Origin of the sequence: Commensalibacter communis (genome assembly GCF_947179105.1) — a bacterium.
GTDB lineage: Bacteria > Pseudomonadota > Alphaproteobacteria > Acetobacterales > Acetobacteraceae > Commensalibacter > Commensalibacter communis.
This window is the reverse complement of the sequence record NZ_CAMXCK010000001.1, coordinates 385,272-405,076: the sequence shown is the minus strand read 5'-3', so window position 1 is coordinate 405,076 and position 19,805 is coordinate 385,272. Positions and strand designations below refer to the sequence as shown.

Below are 19,805 nucleotides of genomic sequence, written 5' to 3'. Positions count from 1 at the left end.
TAGTATTATTGTTTTTGGCTGGTTCTTGTTACTTGTCTTAACGTAACAAGCTCTTCAGCTGAAGATGGATGAATACCAATCGTTTGATCGAAATCACTTTTCGTTAAACCCGAAGCAATGGCGACCGCAAACCCTTGCATAATTTCAGGGGCATCATCACCAAGCATATGCAATCCAACAACATGTTGTGAGGCTTTATCAACAATCATCTTGATATAAGTTTTAACTTTACGCTGGGTAAATGCATACTTCATTGATGTGAATTGTGAAATGTAAATCTCCACTTCACCTTTTTCAGCTGCCTCTTCTTCTGACAATCCAACACTTGCCAAAGGCGGATAAAAGAAAACTGCTTTAGGCGTTGCATCATAAGCACTCTTACGAGTTTTTCCTGCGAATAGACGATCTGCTAGCGCATGTCCCTGAGCAATAGCAACAGGTGTTAAATTAATCTTATCGATCACATCGCCAATAGCGTAAATATTAGGAGTAGAAGTGACAAAATCATCATTAACGATAATTTGTTTTTTCTTAGTCACGCCTACCCCAGCCAGATCTAACTCCAGCCCTTCGATATTAGGATGGCGACCCGTTGCAAAAAATACGCAATCCGTTGTAATCACTTCGTCATTATCTAAATGAAGCTGGTAAGCATCATCATTTTTAACAACTTTAACAGGTGATACCCTAGTATGTTGCGTAATATTAGAGCGTGCATCAATAGCATCATATAACGCTTCACGCATATCTTGATCGAACCCACGCAAGGGAACCGATTGTCGATAAACTAAATCTACTTGAGATCCCAAACCTGCGAAAATACCAGCAAATTCAATCCCAATATATCCGGAACCTACAATCGATACTCTCTGAGGGCGTTCTTTTAAATAAAAAGCTTGGTCAGAAACGATTGCGTGTTCTTTGCCTTCAATATCTAAAAGACTTGGTGATGAACCGGTCGCAATCACAATATGCTTTGCGGTAATATTTAATTTACCTTGAGCATTATCTTCAGATAAAACGCTTTGTGCGATATTAATCGTATGTGCATCTTTAAAAGAGGCTGCGCCTCTAAAGATCGTCACACCAGCTTTTTGAAGCATTGATACGTAAATACCGTTTAAACGATTAATTTCCTTATCTTTTGCTTCAATCAACTGTTGCCAATGATGCTGACCTTTTTTCGTATCCCAGCCATATCCATGACTATCTTCGACCAAATCGCCAAAGGTGCTGGCAAACATCATTAACTTCTTAGGAACACAACCAATATTTACACAGGTTCCACCCCAATGTTGTTTTTCAATAATGGCAACTTTCGCGCCATGTCCAGCAGCAATTCGTGCGCAACGAACGCCACCAGAACCTGCTCCGATTACGATAAGGTCAAAGTCATATGTCATTAATTATTGCTCCGCAAATGCTTTTTCAATAACGAAAGAACCAGGAGAATTCCCGTTCCCTTCCGTAAAGCCACGATTTTCAAGAATAGCTTTGATTTCAACCAACATTTCTGGTGAACCACAAATCATGGCTCTATCCAATTCTGGATCCATCACAGGTAAGTTAATGTCAGAGAACAATTTCTCATTATTCACCAAAGTTGTAATACGATCACGAACAGGAAAATCTTCACGCGTAACCGTTGGATAATAAATCAACTTTTTAGCAATATCTTCACCAAGGAATTCATGATTTGGAAGTTCTTTGGTAATATAATCACGATATGCCAATTCACCCACAGTACGAACGCCATGTGTTAAAATCACATGATCAAAATTTTCATAGACTTCAGGATCACGAATCAGACTCATAAAAGGTGCAAGCCCAGTTCCGGTGGAGAAGAAGTACAAGTTACGACCTGGCTTTAAATTAGATAGCACCAATGTCCCCGTTGGTTTACGCCCAATTAAAACCGTATCGCCAACTTGCATATGGCATAGACGAGAGGTTAATGGACCATCTGGAACCTTGATAGATAAGAATTCTAACTCTTCTTCATAATTTGCACTAGCGACGCTGTACGCACGCAACAAAGGCTTACCGTCAACTTCGATCCCAATCATACAAAATTGACCGTTCTCAAAGCGCAGGCTGGATGTGCGAGTACAAGTAAATGAAAATAAACGATCAGTCCAATGATGAACCGTCAACACTTTTTCTGCATTTAAATGGCTATATTCTTTGGTTGGGTCTGTCAGACGAAAAGAACTATCAATAACGATTGGTTCAGACATTATAAAGAGGCTCCTACTAAATTAACCTAAATTATTGCGTAAATAAAAATTATTCACATTTCGAATGTACTTTAACCCATTCCTATCCAAAATTGAACAGATTTCAAAGAGTATTTATAAGTTTTTTTAACTTTAAAAAATTATCACTACTCTTTTCGTTAAATAATAGCTAATATCATGCCTCAAAGCTATTTAAAGTGACAAAATAAAAATCAATAGATTATAATCATTCTTAGTTATATTCGAAATCCGTTTGCACTTTCAATAACTTCTTTGATTTTATTCTCTTTTTACTTTTGGACATATCCTTTATTTTTTGGAAATTCATGAATTTATCTCCTGCTGAACTTGCCTTACAAAAAGCATTACAACAAAGCCCTATTACCCTAAGTGCTCAAGAAGAACCTCGGTTATTAAAATTAATTGCTCGTAATTTACAACCAGAGCAAACCGAAATCTCAACGGCAACTTTTAACAAATTACTTTGCATTATTCGCAGAAAAGAATGGGCAAAACATCTAAATAAACAAGTTCAAAAAGAGAATAAACATTGGATTCAATCCGAAGATATTGCTTGGGCAGTCTCTTTCATTCATGATCCAGACCCCAACGAAGAATCTTTACATAATGCGTTAGAACAAGCCCTTCATACACGGCTACGTCAAAACGGTAAAAACGCTAATGACTCGTTTCAAACCCTTTACACGGATTTGCTTGATAGTGGCAAACCCATTATTGGTAGCAAATCGCTGCGCTTAATGGCACAAGATATTGCATTGGCTTTTCAATTAGACCCTGATGCTACCGAACATTTCATCGAAGATATTGTCTATCAAGAGCAAAAGCAGCAGCAAAAAGATCAAGAAATTCATCAAAAGGCTCGTGATCGTAAAAAAGACGAAATTAAAAAGCAAAGAGAATGGGAAGACAGCCTTGTTTCTTTTAAAGAAATCCCTGCTTTGCTACATTGTTCTCATAAAGAAGTCTTACGCTGGATTGCTGAAAATAAAATTCCAGTTGCCCAAAAAATAAAAAAACATGGCAAAGATATTTGGCGTTTTGATCCCAAAGAAATTAAAGCGTTACGCCCTCAAATCTCCAACTGGCGCAATGATACACCAACCAAAGGGAAAAAGAACGCTTTTATCAATTTGGGTGATCTGAATATCAAAAATAAAGTCCTTGCCAGTGTTGCAGCGATGGATCGTTATGCAGGTCACTTTGTCACAGCACGCAGTTTAAAACGCCGTATTACTATTGTTACTGGCCCCACGAACAGTGGAAAATCTTACACTGCTTTAAAAACGATGGCAGAGAGCGAAAGCGGAATTGCTTTGGCTCCTTTACGTTTATTAGCGCACGAATTCAAAGAAGCCTTGGCAGAAAGAGACATCGGCGCATCCCTCAAAACGGGAGAAGAACGCCAACTTATTCCTCATAGCAAGTTTTTAGCTGCGACAGTTGAGATGTGTCCAATGGATAATCCTGTCGATGTTGCACTTATCGACGAAGCACAAATGCTGACCGACCAAGATCGAGGGGCTGCTTGGACGGCTGCGATTATGGGTGTGCCAGCACGACAAGTTTTTGTTCTGGGATCGCCTGAATGTATTCCGATTGTTAAAAATATAGCCCGACTCTGTGATGACCCTTGGGAAGAAATCTCTCTGGAGCGTAAAAGTGCTTTACAAACAGCTTCTGCCCCTATTCGACTAAACCAGCTTCACGCTGGTGATGCGTTAATTGCATTTTCCAGGCGTGAAGTCTTGGATTTACGTGCAATTCTTATGCAAAAAGGGCATCGAGTTGCTGTCATTTACGGCGCATTAAGTCCAGAGGTTCGACGTGCCGAAGCTAAACGCTTTAATGATGGTGAAGCTGAAATCCTGATTGCTACTGATGCGATTGGTATGGGATTGAACCTGTCAATCAAACGGGTGATTTTCAGCACCATTTATAAATTTGATGGAACCAGCAGACGTCCCCTTACGTCTCAAGAAGTCAAGCAAATTGGGGGTCGTGCAGGACGTTATGGAAAGCATGAAACAGGAACCGTTGGTTTACTCGCAGGTGCTGGTGATCCCGATTTCATTCGCCGTCAATTAGAAGCACCGCCTGAAATCCTTAAGGACTTACGTCCTTTGGTGCAACCTGATAGTGATATTGTTCAGCTTATTGCCAACGAGATTAACTCTGACAGTTTGTTTGGTGTTTTAACACGATTGAAGCGTGCCGTATTACGTCCTGATGATCCGAATTATCGCCTCGCCCCAATGGAAGAAACTTTTGCAATTGCTTCAGCATTAGAAGGTGTGCAAGGATTAGAATTAAAAGATCGCTGGACGTATTCGGTCTGTCCTGTTGACGATCGTGACAATGGCATTCAACGCTTGACGCGTTGGGCAGCCGATCATGCCGCTGGTAAAGAAATTTCTGCACCCAGCACTGGAAAACTCCCTCATCCAAGCAATGCATCACGTCAAGAGTTAGAACGTGCAGAAAAGCGCCATAAACGTCTTGTTGCGTGGCGTTGGTTATCTTTGCGTTTTCCTAAAATATATCCCGATTTAGAAACCGCAGAGAAGACTACTCGGGAACTGAATGACTGGATTGAATCTGTATTACGTCAACAAAGACGAAAAGCAGAATTATAAAAGGTTAATGAAAGCAAACTATTGATACTGTAAGTTGTGATTGCTCCATCGATAGATTTTGCTTTTATTATCTTTAACTCCTTTTTGTGTGTGCTTGATATCGTAAAACCCATTTGTTTGATTGGGTAAAAGAGATAAAACATACTCTTTTTCGATAATATTATGACCTCCAGTTCCATCATCATGCCATTCACCTTTATTATCGGCAAAATAATACATATTGGTTTTAAAGACAGGGCGTAGTTTTCCTTGCATAATAGCAAACAAAGTTATCGACTGATTAAAAACACCATTTTCAGAGTAACCGACATGAGCACCATAGCGAATACCAAAGGCTAAAATTTGCGGATTCAATTGATAATGCGCAAAATCCAAACGCTGCAACTGTGCTACAACCATCTCATTGTTATCATTTTTTAAACTAAATGCACTTTTTTCAAGCGCGTCGCCGTTCTCATCACCACCTACTCTGCCGTATTCATCGCGAATAACTGTTTCAATATAGGGTTCAGCAGCTAGTGTTGGCATTCCAGAACCATCATAATCAAGAACCGCTACAACAATTTTATCTCTTGGATCGACTTCATACGAACAACTATTTTGTTGGTCTTTGTCCAATATGTCTTTTTTTATTTTGGTAGAACAAGCCACAACAATATAACGATCTTTCTGCCCTGGCCATGCTTTCATCCCCACCAGACTCCATTTATCATTTTTATATTGCGGGGCAATAATATTGATTATATCGCTAGGCTTCAAAGCTGTCTGTATTGACCAAAAATCGCTACTAAACTCATTGGGTAGTGTATCCCCGTTCATTACTTTTGTAAAATTGGATATGCCACCCACAGAATGAATCTCAAAGGATATTTGATCAATTGAATGAACGATTTCAACTGATGCTAATGTATATATCGATGCTATAACAATAAATAGAGCGCATCTGAAACTATATTTCATCACAAATCAAACCGTTCAAGCAATTAATCATTCCTGAATTAAGCACTATTTCGTATCTATTGACGATGAAGATAACCGCCTTTTCTTATCAATCAATTGATCCACAACTTTATCTTTTAGAGGTTTTAATAAATTAGCAGCACGCATTCCAGCTTGTCTTAACATCCACAACCCTTTTTCTTCACGAGTATATAAAGTTGCAATCGTATTGGTAATTGTGAACATTGCGAAAGTTTTTTGTCTTAAACGGCGCTCATAACGACGTAGTTGTTTTGCCGCACCAATTTCTTCACCACGTTCGATTCCTGCTTCAACTTCTTGTGCTAAAATCTCTTGCGCGGTCATTGCAAAGTTAAATCCATGTGCTGTAATTGGATGCATTCCAATCGCAGTATCTCCAACGAGTGCCGTATGGCGAGTTTCAAATCGGTTCGAAAAGACTGTTTTTAATGGATATACATGACGTGAGGAAACAGACTTAACTTTGCCTAAGCGATTTTGTAGTCGTTGGCTAATATCGGCGGTAAAGGCATCTTGGTCTAATGACCGAACCTTGTTCATTTCATCAGGAGGTAACGATAAAACAATCGATGACATATTACCGTTCAATGGCAGTAACGCAATCGTCTGACCTTTATCAAACCACTGCAATGCAATCCCATGATGCGGTAATTCGTGCTCTAAACGAGTTACCATCATATGACGATGAAAATCATGTAAATGATACCCGATGCCAAGACGATCTCTGGTTTTAGAGAAACGTCCATCGGCAAGCACAGCTAATTTTGCAGTAAATTTCTCGCCTTTAATTTGAACCGTTACATAATCAACAAAACAAGCCAGATCTTCACAAGATTGTTCAGGTAAAATGGTAATTCCTTCGCGGCTATGTGCTTCTTCAAACAAAGATTTACGAATAGCACAATTTGGAACTAAATATCCTAACGCCTCTTCATTTTTGCCTTTGGTATCAAAGGTTAAAGGGTCATTTTCATCACCATTTTCAACGCGTGCTTCTTGTATCACAGAAATATCTTCGGGTCGAATACGATCCCACACCCCCATTGATTGCATTAACGCAACCGTGTGATGGGTCAACGCAATTTCACGCCCATCAAATGACGGGTTTTCTAAAGCATGTAACGGTGCTGGATCAATTACAGTAACCTGTAATCCCAATGCCTCTAAGGATAATGCTGCCCCTAAACCAGCGGGACCACCGCCAATAACAACAACATCTTTCTTATCCATTGGTAATGGCATTTGATACTCTCCCAAATTAATATAATTTTATTCTTAAGTAGGTCATATACTCTTAAATATCTACTTTGAATTGAACAGGCTTCCCGTTCCAAATAGCAACATAATCATCTACCGATACGCGAGGTGGAGCTTCTTCAGACTCACATAAACTGCCGATAAATAAGAAACCAAGCATCCGATAAGGTTCTTGGAACCCTAGCCCTTCAACAATATCTTTATTCGCAATTGGGCCCGTAACCCATTTAGCACCAAATCCCAACGCATGCACAGCATTCAGAATATTCATCACAGCAGCTGAACTAGCCATTAGTTGTTCATCAACGGAAACGCTGGTTTTTTGCGTAATTTGACGCATGCCAAGTGCTATCACCATCGGCGCGCATGAAAAATTATGCTGCACTTTTGGCAAATAGGATGCAGGATAATCATATTCTGGTTTTTGCATGGATTGCTCAACCGATTGCAACCATGCGGCTCTGTTTTCCCTTGGAATTACGATAAAACGCCAAGGACGCAGCTTTCCATGATCTGGCGCACGCATTGCCACAGACAGAATTTGATGCAATTGTTGATCCGAAGGTGCTGGCTCTTTCAAAGCACCGCTCGAAAAACGTGAAAGTAAAAAATCAATATTTGACATTTGCTAATCCACTATATGAATATTAAACCATATATCGTATTTTTAGTATTCAAACACTCACAGTATCTCGAATAAAAAAATTAAAAACTGATAAAAACTAATAAAAAATAATTTTTCTTACATTATTCTATTTCTATAAGATTGTCTTTTCTTTTTCTTGGCCTTATATTTCTATCTTGTATCGCCAGTAATCATTATCAATGGACACAGAATCTTTTATGACCCAGCAAAGACAAACCAGCATACACAGACAAACTTCGGAAACAGATATTCAGTTGACGCTAAATATTGACGGCACTGGAAAATCTAATATTAATACAGGGATTGGTTTTTTTGACCACATGCTAACCGCTTTGTCTAAACATAGTCTGTTTGATCTTGATTTGGTCGTCAAAGGGGATCTTCATATAGACGATCATCACAGTGTCGAGGATACAGGGATTGCTTTGGGACAGGCTTTTCGTCAAGTCATTGGGGATAAAAAAGGGATTTGTCGTTTTGGACAAGCTACAGTTCCTTTGGATGAAGCGCTCAGCGAAGTCATCATTGATATTTCTGGCCGTCCTTATTTGGCTTGGGATGTATCTTTCCCTACACAAAAAATTGGGCAAATGGATACAGAACTGTTCGAAGAATTTTTTCGCGGTTTTGTCATGAGTGCGTATATTAATCTACATGCAATCAGACGTGCGGGACGTAATTCGCATCATATTGCCGAAGCAACTTTCAAAGCCACTGCCAGAGCTTTACGCTGTGCATGTGAATTGGATGCTCGTGCCTTAAATAACATTCCATCTACCAAAGGTGTCTTGTGAAGTTTTTTACCGTTTATACCAATCCACAATACCCCAGAAATATCAAACTTGTTCCTAATGGATTTTCTTGGATGGTTTTGGTCTTGGGCGCAATTGGTTTATTTATCCAAAAAAGCTGGATACACGGATTAATTATATTAAGCCTGTGTATTTCTTTAAAATTTTGGTTACACCCGCCATTTGTTATTTTATTTTTGATCCATTTTCTATTAGCCTGTTTTGCGTATCATTTTCAAAGAACAGAACTTACGTTATCAGGATGGAAAATCAAAACAATTATAGCAGGACGAAATAAACAAGCTGCTTTATTAAGATTACTCGATCAATATCCAGATCTTGCCCAAAAGATATAATATAATGTCTCATACTTCTCTTAAAATCGTTGTGATTGATTATAATGGCGGCAACCTTGCCTCTGCACAACGTGCTGCTCTGTATGCAGCCCAACAAATCAATTTACCTGTTGATGTAGAAATCAGCAACCATCCAGACACAATCCTTAATGCAGATCGAATTATATTGCCAGGTCAAGGTGCTTTTGCAGATTGTATGAATGGATTAAAGAATATCCCTCACCTTTTAACCGCGATAGAACAAAGTACCAACCAAGGAACTCCTTTTTTGGGAATTTGCGTTGGTATGCAATTAATGGCACAAAGAGGTCTGGAACATCATATCACTAAGGGCCTAGGGTGGGTAAAAGGTGAGATTGCTCAAATGAAGCCCAAGAATTTACCTCTACCTCAAATGGGATGGAATGAATTACAATTTAAACCAAATCAGTACCCTATTCTTGAAGGAATAGACCCTGGTAATCATGCTTATTTTGTGCATTCTTACGCGTTAACCGACGCCGATTCACAGAATATTATCGCAACAACAGATTATGATGGAGTAACCGTCCCTGCTATTATTGCCCAAGGCAACAAGGTTGGAACACAATTTCATGTTGAAAAAAGCCAAGAAGTCGGGCTGAGAATTCTTGCTAATTTTTTAACATGGAAGACAAACTCCGCTTATCCTAATCATTCATATTAAGACTTAAAATGGATCATTTTACTTCTGGTCTTTTACCTAAAATAGAAATCGAAAAACTCGTATCTTGGGAGAATGAAGACGATCTTCATTCTCTATCTGAAGCATTAGAGGCCTCGATTATTGCTGGATATCATTGTAAATGGACAAAGCCCCCTCCTCGTCATCAGGTAGAAAACTATTTCAAAGGCGTGTTGTTAGTACCTGAAAAGATTTTATTCATTGCACGTTTAGATGGGAATATTACAGGAATTTGCGAAGTCACGACGCCACCAAAGCAAAAAGATTCGTCTTCAATTGCTGCAATGATCGATATCTTTACCGTTGCACCCTATGCTTTAAATGCAGGGGTTGAAGAGAGGCTTTTATCAAAAGTTGAGCATTGTATTTCGCAACTCGGATTTCCGATCATCAATGTGATCATTGACGAAACACAGAAAAAATTATTTCAATTTTATCTACAAAATGAATATCAACATTGGGCAACTCACCCTTATTATCAAAGAATAGACGGTCAAATTGTTAAAGGCTTATTGCTTTATAAATCTTTTTTAAATACTTCCTCCTCATAATCAGGAAAGCTCTTTTTTTATGACATCACATCCCTCTCCTCGTCCATTAACCTTATATCCTGCAATTGATTTAAAAGGCGGGCAATGCGTTCGGTTACGCCAAGGGGAAATGGATCAAGCCACCATTTACTCAGATGATCCAGGAAGCCAAGCCAAAGAATGGCATCAGCAAGGATGTAAATGGCTACATGTTGTGGATTTGGATGGTGCTTTTGCTAAAAAACCTGTCAATATCGAAGCAGTGCAAGCCATCCTTGCGAATTCAAAGGTTCCAGTAGAGCTTGGCGGTGGCATCAGAGACCTTCAATCCATTGAGTTTTGGCTGTCTCAAGGGGTTGCTCGCGTTATTCTGGGCAGTGTCGCGGTTAAAAGCCCACAACTGGTTTACGATGCTTGTAAAGCATTTCCTAATCAAATCGTGATTGGGATTGATGCTAAATCGGGGTTTGTTTCTACCGAAGGTTGGGCGGAGACCTCTGAAATGAAAGCTCTTGATCTTGCCTTAAAATTACAAGACAGCGGCGCTGGAGCAATTATTTTTACTGAGATTCAGCGAGATGGCATGTTGTCTGGATTAGATTTAGAACAAACGGCTGAATTAGCGCACCATTTATCTATCCCTGTCATCGCCAGTGGTGGTGTAGGCAATTTAGATCATTTACGTGCTTTACGTGAAGTCGCCAACACAGAACCGGGTATTGAGGGCGTTGTCGTTGGTCGGGCATTATATGATGGGCGTGTGAATATTACCGAAGCATTAAAGGTCTTGGAAACATGTTAAAAACCAGGGTTATCCCTTGTCTTGATGTAAAAGATGGTCGCGTTGTTAAAGGGGTCAATTTTGTTTCATTGCGTGATGCTGGTGATCCCGTTGAACAAGCATTGGTTTATGATCAAGCAGGTGCAGACGAACTGACGTTTCTTGACATTACCGCCAGCCATGAAAACAGAGATACCATTCTGGATGTCGTGACTCGCACTGCAGAGAAAATATTCCTACCTTTAACAGTTGGTGGCGGCGTTCGTCGTGTAGAAGATATGCGCGCACTTTTACTGGCTGGGGCTGATAAATGTGCAATCAATTCAGCTGCCGTCAAAACCCCCGAACTTATCAACGAAGCTGCAAATAAATTTGGTAGTCAATGTGTAGTTGTCGCGATTGATGCACGTTCTAATGGCAAAGGATCTTGGGAAATCTATACCCATGGGGGGCGTAATCCAACGGGCATTAATGCGATTGAATGGTGTCAACAAATGGCAGAACGTGGAGCTGGTGAAATCTTACTGACCAGCATGGACCGTGATGGAACAGGAAAAGGGTTTGATTTGGAACTATTAAAAACAGTTTGTAATGCCATTAAGATCCCTGTGATTGCCAGTGGTGGTGTCGGTGAATTACATCATTTTACCGAAGGAGCACAGACAGGAGCCACAGGCCTGCTGGCAGCAAGCGTCTTTCATTTTGGGCAATTTACGATCTCTCAAGTTAAACAAGAACTCGCCCAAAACAACGTTCCTGTTCGTTTATCGAAATAAGAATTAGATCAAAAGAAGATAATGATGAGCCCAAAAATCAGCGCCGATATCCTTAATCAACTCTATGAAACCATTCTTTCAAGAAAAAATGCAGATCCCAATACCAGCTATTCTGCAAAATTACTGGCCAAAGGTTCAAAAAAAACTGCTGAAAAATTCGGTGAAGAAGCCGTTGAATGTCTGATTGAATGTGCCACTGGCAATCAAAAAGAATTGATTACCGAAAGTGCTGATGTATTATATCATTTACTCGTTATGTGGGTCAGTGCAGGCGTATCCCCTGATGATGTTTGGCAAGAACTACATCGCAGAGAAGGAACCAGCGGCATTGCAGAAAAAGCTGCGCGTTCTAGTGATCCTTTGAAATAAATTATGCAAGGAGCAAACTATGTCTATTAATATCTCAAAATATGATCCTCAAAATATTTTTGCAAAAATTCTAAGAAAAGAAATCCCATGCAAAGCAATTTACGAAAACGACTTTGTGCTTGCATTTCATGATATTGCTCCACAAGCCCCAGTCCATGCGTTGGTAATTCCTAAAAATCCATATACTTGCTATTCTGATTTTGCTGAACGTGCTGCACCAGAAGAGCTTGTTGCCTTTAGCAAAGCCATTGCTCATGTCGCCAAAGAATTGGGACTTGAAGATAATGGATATCGTATCATCAGCAACACAGGCAGAGATTCTGGGCAAGAAGTTCCCCACTTCCATTTCCATATTATGGGTGGAAAACAATTGGGCTTTATGGGTTAGTTTAATTTTTCGCAATGAAGAGCAAAAACGTAGAAGCAGATAAAAAAGTAAGCGCCATGTCATTGGCAGAAGTACGAACTTTTATTGAACTTTTGGCCAAAGAAAACCCAGATGCAAAAAGTGAATTAAATTATACTTCTCCTTATACATTGCTGGTTGCTGTTGTTTTATCGGCACAAGCAACAGATGCATCAGTCAATAAAGCAACGGACAAGCTATTTCAAGCTGCATCTACTCCCTCAGAAATGGTTGCCTTAGGCGAAGAAGGCGTTGCAAAATACATCAATTCCATTGGTCTATGGCGTGCGAAATCAAAAAATGTAGTTGCTTTGTCGGCTCAGCTGTTAGAACATTATAATGGTGATGTTCCTGGAGAAAGAAAAGCGTTAGAAGCCTTACCTGGCGTAGGTCGAAAAACAGCAAATGTCGTGTTAAATATCGCTTTTAATCAAAGCACCATGGCTGTTGATACCCATATTTTTAGATTGGGAAATCGCACAGGTCTTGCTATAGGAAAGGATGTACTTGCGGTTGAAAAAGCATTAATTCGGCGTATTCCTAAAGAATTATTACGAGATTCTCATCATTGGTTGATTTTACACGGAAGATATATTTGTAAAGCCAGAAAACCCGAATGTTGGCGTTGTCCTGCTACTGCTGTTTGCCATTATCCAAATAAAAATTTAGCAATTTAAGTATATTGGCTAGCCTAAAATTTATTTAAGTATTTATGACTATACAAACTTAAGAATAGTAACTGATTCATAAAACTCTTTGTTTAATTCTACCTTATAATATTATTCCTGCTGTGCCATCGGCATTTTAGGAACCCCCCTCTGAATAGGTTCCATAACCCAAGGTCGCTGCCCCCTATTATATATATCGGTGTTTATTATTAGAGGATCTAGCCAGATACTATGTGCGCCATTAATCCAATTTTCTTTTTTATTGATAACAGGAATATTTTTACAAGAGGACTCATTCCACAAGAAAGATAATTCAATGAGACTTGATCGACATAAATTCTCTTGTTGATCCTTTGGAATACTCTTTAATAAAATCAAAATCCTCTTTCTTTTGATAAAGCAATAATCCTTATTACAATATATTCCTGCCTCTATGGTATTGGAAGATATTACTTTGGCTTCTGTAAGTTTTGTAATTTTACGCCATTCTTCCACGGCTATCGGATCACATCCTCCTTGACAGACCATCAACAATCGATGCTGGTGATTGATCCCTATCATTCTTCCATTAGGTGACGTTATAATAGTTGGTGTGGTTATACAAAAAATAGACGATATGCCGATTATCATCACGATTATACCAAACCAACGCATGGCTGTTATGCATAAACATAGAATACAAAGCCCTAGAAAATAAAGTGCGTATCCCCAAGCAGGAAAATTAGGAACTGAAACACTGGCATAAGGTAAATGGGAAACAAGCTCTGCTAACCAAATAATCCAATCTATTCCAAAGGTCATGAGCTTTAAGAAAATATAATCAAACCCAAAAGTCATTGTGCATAAGGTCAATAATCCCAAAGGCATAACCCACAAAGCCATTAAAGGAACTGCAATTAAATTTGCAAAGACAAAATATAGATTTAATTCGTGAAAATAAAACATCACCACAGGAACCACAGCGGTTCCTGCCAAAATACTAACCCATGCCCCTTCCAGAATATAAACTTTAATAAATCGGAATAAATAAGAGTTAATCTGTTGGTATTTCTCTAACCACCGATAAATCAACTGATATCCAGAAACCAGAGCCATCACCGCCGTCATTGACATCTGAAATGACACATCCAATACAGAAGCTGGCGAAAGCAACAAAAGAAATAAGGCAGCCAGCATCAAATTATATTTAGAAAACACCGAACGATTGCAAAGTAAAGCCAACATCACAATACTGGCCATTAATAGACTTCGCATTGCTGGAATATGCAATCCTGTTAGCACCAAGTAACCACATCCGACAGTCCATCCAACGATAATCGCAATCGTTTTTATCGGCCAGTATAATGTCAGAGTTTGGCTGCGCAACAATAACCACCGCACTGTAAAAGCAACAATCCCCATCACAATGCCCAAATGTAATCCAGCAATTGCCAATAGATGCGCCAGTCCAGAAGCAGCAAATACATGACGCACATCAGGGGATAATTCTCCACCCATGCCTGTCAGCAAGATTTGCGCAATAATCCCTGCAGAACCAGCATTTATTTCTCGAATATGTGCTGCAATTTTCTCTCTTAGACTTTGTATCGAGTAAATAGGGTGAACAGAAATAAGTTTTACAGGTTCTAGAGCGTATCCATATGCTCCTATATTGTTAAACCAAGATCGAAATTGTAGATCATAGCCTCCTACATATTGAGGAGGTGCAGGGCGATGCAACATAACCCTCGCCTGCACCAAATCACCATTTCGTAAAAACTGATTATCTTTTTTAGAAAGCGTGAATAAGATCACTCTTTCCCATTTTTGTTGATCTGATTCTGGTGCTGTTTTAAAACGAACTTGCTGTAACGTAATCCGTTTCTTACCGTTATTTAAATATTCAATAGACTGAATTTGTCCTTGGACAACCGTCGCACGAGAGGGCACCGCATAAAAAGGTTCTTGGCGGTAGGTTTGCAACCATGCCAAGCAAAACCCCGACGCTATTAGTGTAATTGTCCAACTGATTTGATAAAGACCTAAATACGCCGTGTAATAACGACGGATTATGATTACTGCTGTTAATCCTATAACAGAAAATATACATCCCCAAATGATAGATGGTTCAAAAGGTAGTAAGAAATAAGCTAAACATCCAACGGCAAAAGCAATAGGAATCCATAATCTCAGCGATTCAGTTTCAATATATAAATATTGAGATATCCTATAGAATATAGCTTGAATATTGTTAGCCTTAATAAAATTAATATATAGATAAGGTATATATTAATATATAATATTAATCTTTTAAACAAATATTCTATAGGTGATACAATAAAATTACCGACTAATCGTTGCTTGCAAAGCATCAATAGATGTTTGAATACCAGCTTCAGTAGACATCGTAAAATCTTCCATTTCTAAGCTGACCCAACCATTATATCCAACCATCCTGACGACCGAGAAGAATTCTTTCCACCATTGCAAATCTTTACCTGCCCCAACCGCCACATAGTTCCAAGCACGATTAGCAACATCTGTCACTTCTTTGGTTTCAAGCAACCCATTCACATCCGCTAATCCACGTTCAATACGGGTATCTTTACCATGACAATGATGAATAGCTTTTCCTAATGCTCTGGCTGAAGCAATTGGATCAGCACCCATCCATATTAAATGTGAAGGATCTAAATTCATTCCGACTTTTTCTCCCACTTCATTGCGAAGTCGAAAAAGTGTTTCTGGATTCCAAACCAACATTGCCGAGAAATTCTCAAGGGCATATTTTTCGACACCCACTTCGTCAGCCAATTTTACCAAATGATGCCACAAAGGAAAAGCTCTATCTTCCCATTGATAGCGATCTCGCTCAGGCATCTCCCCTGGCCAGCTTTTGGTATAAACCAGCCAATTTGGAACTGTATCGCCATGAGCAGCCTCGGGCAAACCAGACATAGTAACGATTTTCTTAACGCCAATTTCCCCAGCCAATCGAATAGTATCTTCGATTTCTTTTAAATGACGTTTTCCCATCCCTCCTGGATCCAATGGGTTGCCTGAACAATTTAACGCTGCAATTTCAAGATTTCTGGCTTTAATTTCATTTAGTTTTTGTTTGAGCAACCCTTTGTCAGCCAATAATTCATCGGCTCTAAAATGTGGTGCGCGAGACCAGCCGCCACCCGTCATCTCAATGCCTTCAACACCAAGTTTGACGCACTTATCCAACATTTCTACAAAAGAAAGATCCGCCATCACATCAGTACAAATTGATAATTTCATTCTATTCACTTCTCTTATAATAGTTTATTTAAAATCAACCCATACTGCCCCTGCATCCGCAGAACGAACACAGTTTTCAAGCCAACGAACACCCTCTGTCCCTGCTTCGATCCCAGGATAACGATGCGTTTTCAAAAAGGCTTCATCTCCTCTTTTCTTGGCATCAATAGCTTGAGCAATCCATAAATAAATATTTGCCCAGCTATCTCCTAGCCCTTCGGTATGTAATGCCCCCATGCGATCAATCGCATTCGTTTCATCTTCTAGATAAGGCATACCGTGATGCAAGATTCTGACAGGCTCGCCCTGCACTTCATAGCTTAATTGGTTCGGAAAAGAATCTGTCCATTCAAGCGATGCTTTAGACCCAACAAAACGATAACGATGCGAACGCATATTCCCTGCATCAACCGAAGAAACCCATAAATGTCCACGAGCACCATTATCATAATGCATTAACACCGTTGCATGATCTTCCAAAGGTTCACGCGTTGGAATAAATGCCTTACGATCACAAAGCAGTTTGTCGATTTTTAAATGTGGCAACACGACTTCTGTAAGATAATAAAGATGTGTTCCGATGTCCCCTAGCACAAATGTTGGACCAGAAGTCTTGGGGTTGGTTCTCCATTTTTGTGCTTCGCTGGCATTGGTATCGTCCCCAGCATTAAATCCATGTGTATATTGCAAATCAACAATACGAATATCGCCAAGCATTCCCTTTTTAACCATCACAGCCATTTGTTCAACCAATGGATGCCCTGTGAATCCATAAGTTACCCCGATTATTAATCCTTTTTCTTCAGCAATTTTTCGAACTTCCTCACATTCTTCCACCGTGAAAAATAAAGGTTTTTCACAAATAACATGCAAGCCAGCTTCTAAACATGCTTTGGTAATTTCAAAATGCGTGAAATTAGGCGTTGCAATAGAAACCACCTCCACACCATCTGGACGTGCTGTTTCTTTGGCAATTAATTCCTTGTAATCCGCATAACAACGATCTGATGCAACACCAATATTTACCCCAAACTCACGACCTCTCTCTACATCAAGGTCGAAAGCGCCACAAATGAGTTGATAAGTTCCATCTCTTAACGCGCCTGTACGATGCTTATAGCCGACTTGTCCCGTACGACCACCACCGATCATACCCCAACGCAACCGTGCAATTTTACTTTCACCATTAATCATATTCTTAAACCTTTATTATTTAAATTTGTTAAGAAATCAAAATGCTGCCATGCATTGAAAAACAGTGAAAATAGTATGATTTTATCCAGCGTTAAACGAAGGCAGCATCAATGTTAAACATTATATTCCAAGACCTTCTTTTAATTTTTTCTTCATAAAATCTGAAGATTCTTGTGGTTTATCAGACCATGCAAAGACAGCATTGGTTGCAATCCCATCAAATTTCATGGCTCGCAGTCTTTTAAAAATTGTATCGAAATCGACTTCACCTTCACCGATATTTAAATGCTGATGAATAGTTACTTTTGCATCGGGTGGATTAACAATATACCGTAATCCAAAGGCCGCTTTATGATTATATGTATCTGCAAATAAAACATGGTCTATTAGATCCCCATCCTCATCAAACTGAGCATTAATATCACCAACACCATCATCATAATAAAAAGCATGTGCTGTTGAATAAACTAGCTTGATCCAAGGTTTATCAAGTGCTCTAATCATATTCACTGCACCCGCATTGGTTTCAATAAAATCATAAGGATGTGCTTGTAAATTTAGACGAACGCCTTCTTTTTCAAATATAGGTAATAATTCATCCATCGAGCGAATAAACATTTCCTCTGAAACATCCGCTTGATATTTTGATCCTGAAAATTCACTATTCATCAGGTCAACGCCCAACTCTACAGCAATTTCAATCGCTCTTTTCCAATTGCGTACCGCTGCTTGACGGCGATCTTCCTCTGGTCCAGCCCAATGATACAAAGGCAATAAAGAAGAGATCTTTACCCCTGTTTCAGACAGAGTTTTTTTTACGGTTTGTATCATTGCTTTGTCGACTTTAGGAAATCCATAAAAAGGGCAAAAATCTACACGAGGAGACATCTCAATATATTCATATCCGAGATCAGCAACCTTGTGAATCATTTCAGTTATTGTTGTATTATCTCTAAAGTGACTGGGATCATATGCAAATTTCATCTTTGTCCCCCAAAACCTAGTTTAAAAATTATGACCATCATTTTTCTACTTTTTTCACAATCGTAGAAAAATAATTCTATTTTAGGATATAAATTTCTTCTAATAGAAAAAAATTTCCATAACTATTGGTAAACAACATTTCAAAGAACAACAATAAGAAAATATATTTCGGCAGATCAACTTATCTTGAAAGGATTGAAAAATAAGATAAGCGATGGATTAAAAGAGTCACCACTTACATGCTTTAGGTGGCGCTTTTAATGGTGTAAAAGAGTTCTTTCTAAAATTATAAATCAATTTAAAAAATTGTTCTTCTACAGGTGGAAAATGTCCTTTTTTACTACATGAAAGACGATACAAACATCCATTTTTAGCAAAAGCCAAATCCCCTTGATCCCAATCTGCCCAAGTCAAATTCTCAAGTTGTAAACAAATTCGAGTATTCGGATCTAAAATCACATAATCGGACTCTAGATGAGGCTTATTTTGCCTTCCTATCCAGCGCCATATTTGTTGTAATTTGAAGCCATTTTTATTTACTTTTTCAAAAATCATCACAGGATCGAAATACCAAAAATATGTCATATCAGCGGACGCACGATGGCATTTCCCTTCTTGTATCATTACCCATCCATCACGACATTGCCTATGATAATAAACAGGCCAATCTTCACCTTTGCCCGATTGTTCTCCAAAAGGTTTAACACGAATAGACGAAGGCACGGAAAATCCATCTGCTAGTATTTGCTCATCCAAATAATGATTTAATTGAATAGTTTTTTCATTCTCAAAAACACCGCCTCCACCCCATGTATGACCACCATGTTTCCAATATGCCAACGCCGTAAAGAAAGGCGGTTTTGACACCATTGTTCCAACATATCCTCTGCGAGTACCGTGCTGGCCTGTGGCAAAATATATCAAATACTTTCCAGATGGCGATAAATCACACCGATTTTCATAAACGCGCCCTTTTAACCATTGCCCATGTTCCAATGTATCGTTAGAAAGATTCCAGCTAATAAGTTGCACCCATTCTTTAGGGCCTCGACGCAAAATCACTCCCTCTCTCTTTGATCTTGCCAATATTCCATATAAACGCGGCGCCGGTATTCTACCACGTTGAATTTTTCTTTCCTGACGTTCTTTTTGCTCATCCATTCTGCATCTCCATTCTCAGATCATAATACATCATTAAAATTGAACAG

At 39.1% G+C, this 19,805-nt stretch carries 18 protein-coding genes and 1 pseudogene; 9 read left to right on the top strand and 10 right to left on the bottom strand.

The genetic code is table 11. The features are described from left to right. Positions 1-5 precede the first annotated feature (5 nt). Positions 6-1,403, bottom strand: coding sequence for a glutathione-disulfide reductase (gene gorA, locus PQG52_RS01885; RefSeq protein ID WP_271789154.1), 1,398 nt, complete (start codon positions 1,401-1,403; stop codon positions 6-8). A 3-nt stretch (positions 1,404-1,406) separates the two neighbouring features. Beyond that, entirely contained in the window at positions 1,407-2,237 is an 831-nt protein-coding gene (locus PQG52_RS01880) for a ferredoxin--NADP reductase (protein WP_271789155.1), read from the bottom strand. 326 nt (positions 2,238-2,563) lie between these two features. On the opposite strand from PQG52_RS01880, the gene PQG52_RS01875 reads away from it, so the two are divergent. Beyond that, positions 2,564-4,891 (top strand): helicase-related protein, encoded by a 2,328-nt coding sequence (locus PQG52_RS01875; protein WP_271827640.1) that lies wholly within the window; start codon positions 2,564-2,566, stop codon positions 4,889-4,891. Between the two features lie 18 nt (positions 4,892-4,909). On the opposite strand, the gene PQG52_RS01870 is transcribed toward PQG52_RS01875, so the two are convergent. The 3 genes from PQG52_RS01870 to PQG52_RS01860 are packed head-to-tail and all read right to left on the bottom strand — an operon-like array spanning position 4,910 to position 7,754. Continuing rightward, positions 4,910-5,851 carry a hypothetical protein gene (locus PQG52_RS01870; RefSeq protein ID WP_271827639.1) on the bottom strand — a complete coding sequence of 314 codons (942 nt, stop codon included), beginning with the start codon at positions 5,849-5,851 and terminating at the stop codon, positions 4,910-4,912. A 45-nt stretch (positions 5,852-5,896) separates the two neighbouring features. Beyond that, on the bottom strand, positions 5,897-7,114 hold the full coding sequence (ubiM, locus tag PQG52_RS01865) for a 5-demethoxyubiquinol-8 5-hydroxylase UbiM (protein WP_271827638.1): 1,218 nt from the start codon (positions 7,112-7,114) through the stop codon (positions 5,897-5,899). A gap of 52 nt (positions 7,115-7,166) precedes the next feature. Continuing rightward, positions 7,167-7,754, bottom strand: a complete 588-nt coding sequence (locus PQG52_RS01860; RefSeq protein WP_271827637.1) for a nitroreductase family protein — start codon at positions 7,752-7,754, stop codon at positions 7,167-7,169. A 218-nt stretch (positions 7,755-7,972) separates the two neighbouring features. Between PQG52_RS01860 and hisB the strand changes: the two genes are divergently transcribed. From hisB to nth, 8 genes and pseudogenes are all read left to right on the top strand, one after another. Continuing rightward, positions 7,973-8,569 carry an imidazoleglycerol-phosphate dehydratase HisB gene (gene hisB, locus PQG52_RS01855; RefSeq protein WP_271827636.1) on the top strand — a complete coding sequence of 199 codons (597 nt, stop codon included), beginning with the start codon at positions 7,973-7,975 and terminating at the stop codon, positions 8,567-8,569. Continuing rightward, a complete protein-coding gene (locus tag PQG52_RS01850) occupies positions 8,566-8,922 on the top strand; it encodes a hypothetical protein (RefSeq protein WP_271800925.1) in 357 nt (118 codons plus the stop codon). The genes hisB and PQG52_RS01850 overlap by 4 nt, the downstream gene beginning before the upstream one ends. Positions 8,923-8,926: 4 nt before the next feature. Next, positions 8,927-9,607 carry an imidazole glycerol phosphate synthase subunit HisH gene (hisH, locus tag PQG52_RS01845; RefSeq protein ID WP_271827635.1) on the top strand — a complete coding sequence of 227 codons (681 nt, stop codon included), beginning with the start codon at positions 8,927-8,929 and terminating at the stop codon, positions 9,605-9,607. Positions 9,608-9,615: 8 nt separating this feature from the next. Then, positions 9,616-10,957: pseudogene (hisA, locus tag PQG52_RS01840) on the top strand (1-(5-phosphoribosyl)-5-[(5-phosphoribosylamino)methylideneamino]imidazole-4-carboxamide isomerase). Continuing rightward, on the top strand, positions 10,951-11,712 hold the full coding sequence (hisF, locus tag PQG52_RS01835; RefSeq protein ID WP_271827634.1) for an imidazole glycerol phosphate synthase subunit HisF: 762 nt from the start codon (positions 10,951-10,953) through the stop codon (positions 11,710-11,712). Before hisA ends, hisF begins: the two are co-directional and overlap by 7 nt. 24 nt (positions 11,713-11,736) lie before the next feature. After that, positions 11,737-12,081: a phosphoribosyl-ATP diphosphatase gene (locus PQG52_RS01830; protein ID WP_271789530.1), complete on the top strand. Its 345-nt coding sequence runs from the start codon at positions 11,737-11,739 to the stop codon at positions 12,079-12,081. A 19-nt stretch (positions 12,082-12,100) separates the two neighbouring features. After that, positions 12,101-12,469, top strand: a complete 369-nt coding sequence (locus tag PQG52_RS01825) for a histidine triad nucleotide-binding protein (protein WP_271827632.1) — start codon at positions 12,101-12,103, stop codon at positions 12,467-12,469. Between the two features lie 14 nt (positions 12,470-12,483). After that, positions 12,484-13,164, top strand: coding sequence for an endonuclease III (gene nth / locus PQG52_RS01820; RefSeq protein WP_271827630.1), 681 nt, complete (start codon positions 12,484-12,486; stop codon positions 13,162-13,164). Between the two features lie 102 nt (positions 13,165-13,266). Here nth and PQG52_RS01815 read toward each other — a convergent pair whose 3' ends face one another. From PQG52_RS01815 to PQG52_RS01795, 5 genes are all read right to left on the bottom strand, one after another. Then, a complete protein-coding gene (locus PQG52_RS01815; protein WP_408869533.1) occupies positions 13,267-15,252 on the bottom strand; it encodes a ComEC/Rec2 family competence protein in 1,986 nt (661 codons plus the stop codon). 225 nt (positions 15,253-15,477) lie between these two features. Next, positions 15,478-16,419, bottom strand: a complete 942-nt coding sequence (locus tag PQG52_RS01810; protein WP_271800929.1) for a sugar phosphate isomerase/epimerase family protein — start codon at positions 16,417-16,419, stop codon at positions 15,478-15,480. A gap of 24 nt (positions 16,420-16,443) precedes the next feature. Then, complete coding sequence (locus tag PQG52_RS01805; protein ID WP_271827629.1) at positions 16,444-17,613, bottom strand: Gfo/Idh/MocA family protein; 1,170 nt, start codon at positions 17,611-17,613, stop codon at positions 16,444-16,446. Between the two features lie 120 nt (positions 17,614-17,733). Next, positions 17,734-18,597 (bottom strand): sugar phosphate isomerase/epimerase family protein, encoded by an 864-nt coding sequence (locus PQG52_RS01800; RefSeq protein ID WP_271827627.1) that lies wholly within the window; start codon positions 18,595-18,597, stop codon positions 17,734-17,736. A 228-nt stretch (positions 18,598-18,825) separates the two neighbouring features. After that, positions 18,826-19,758 (bottom strand): hypothetical protein, encoded by a 933-nt coding sequence (locus PQG52_RS01795; RefSeq protein WP_271827626.1) that lies wholly within the window; start codon positions 19,756-19,758, stop codon positions 18,826-18,828. Positions 19,759-19,805 lie beyond the last annotated feature (47 nt).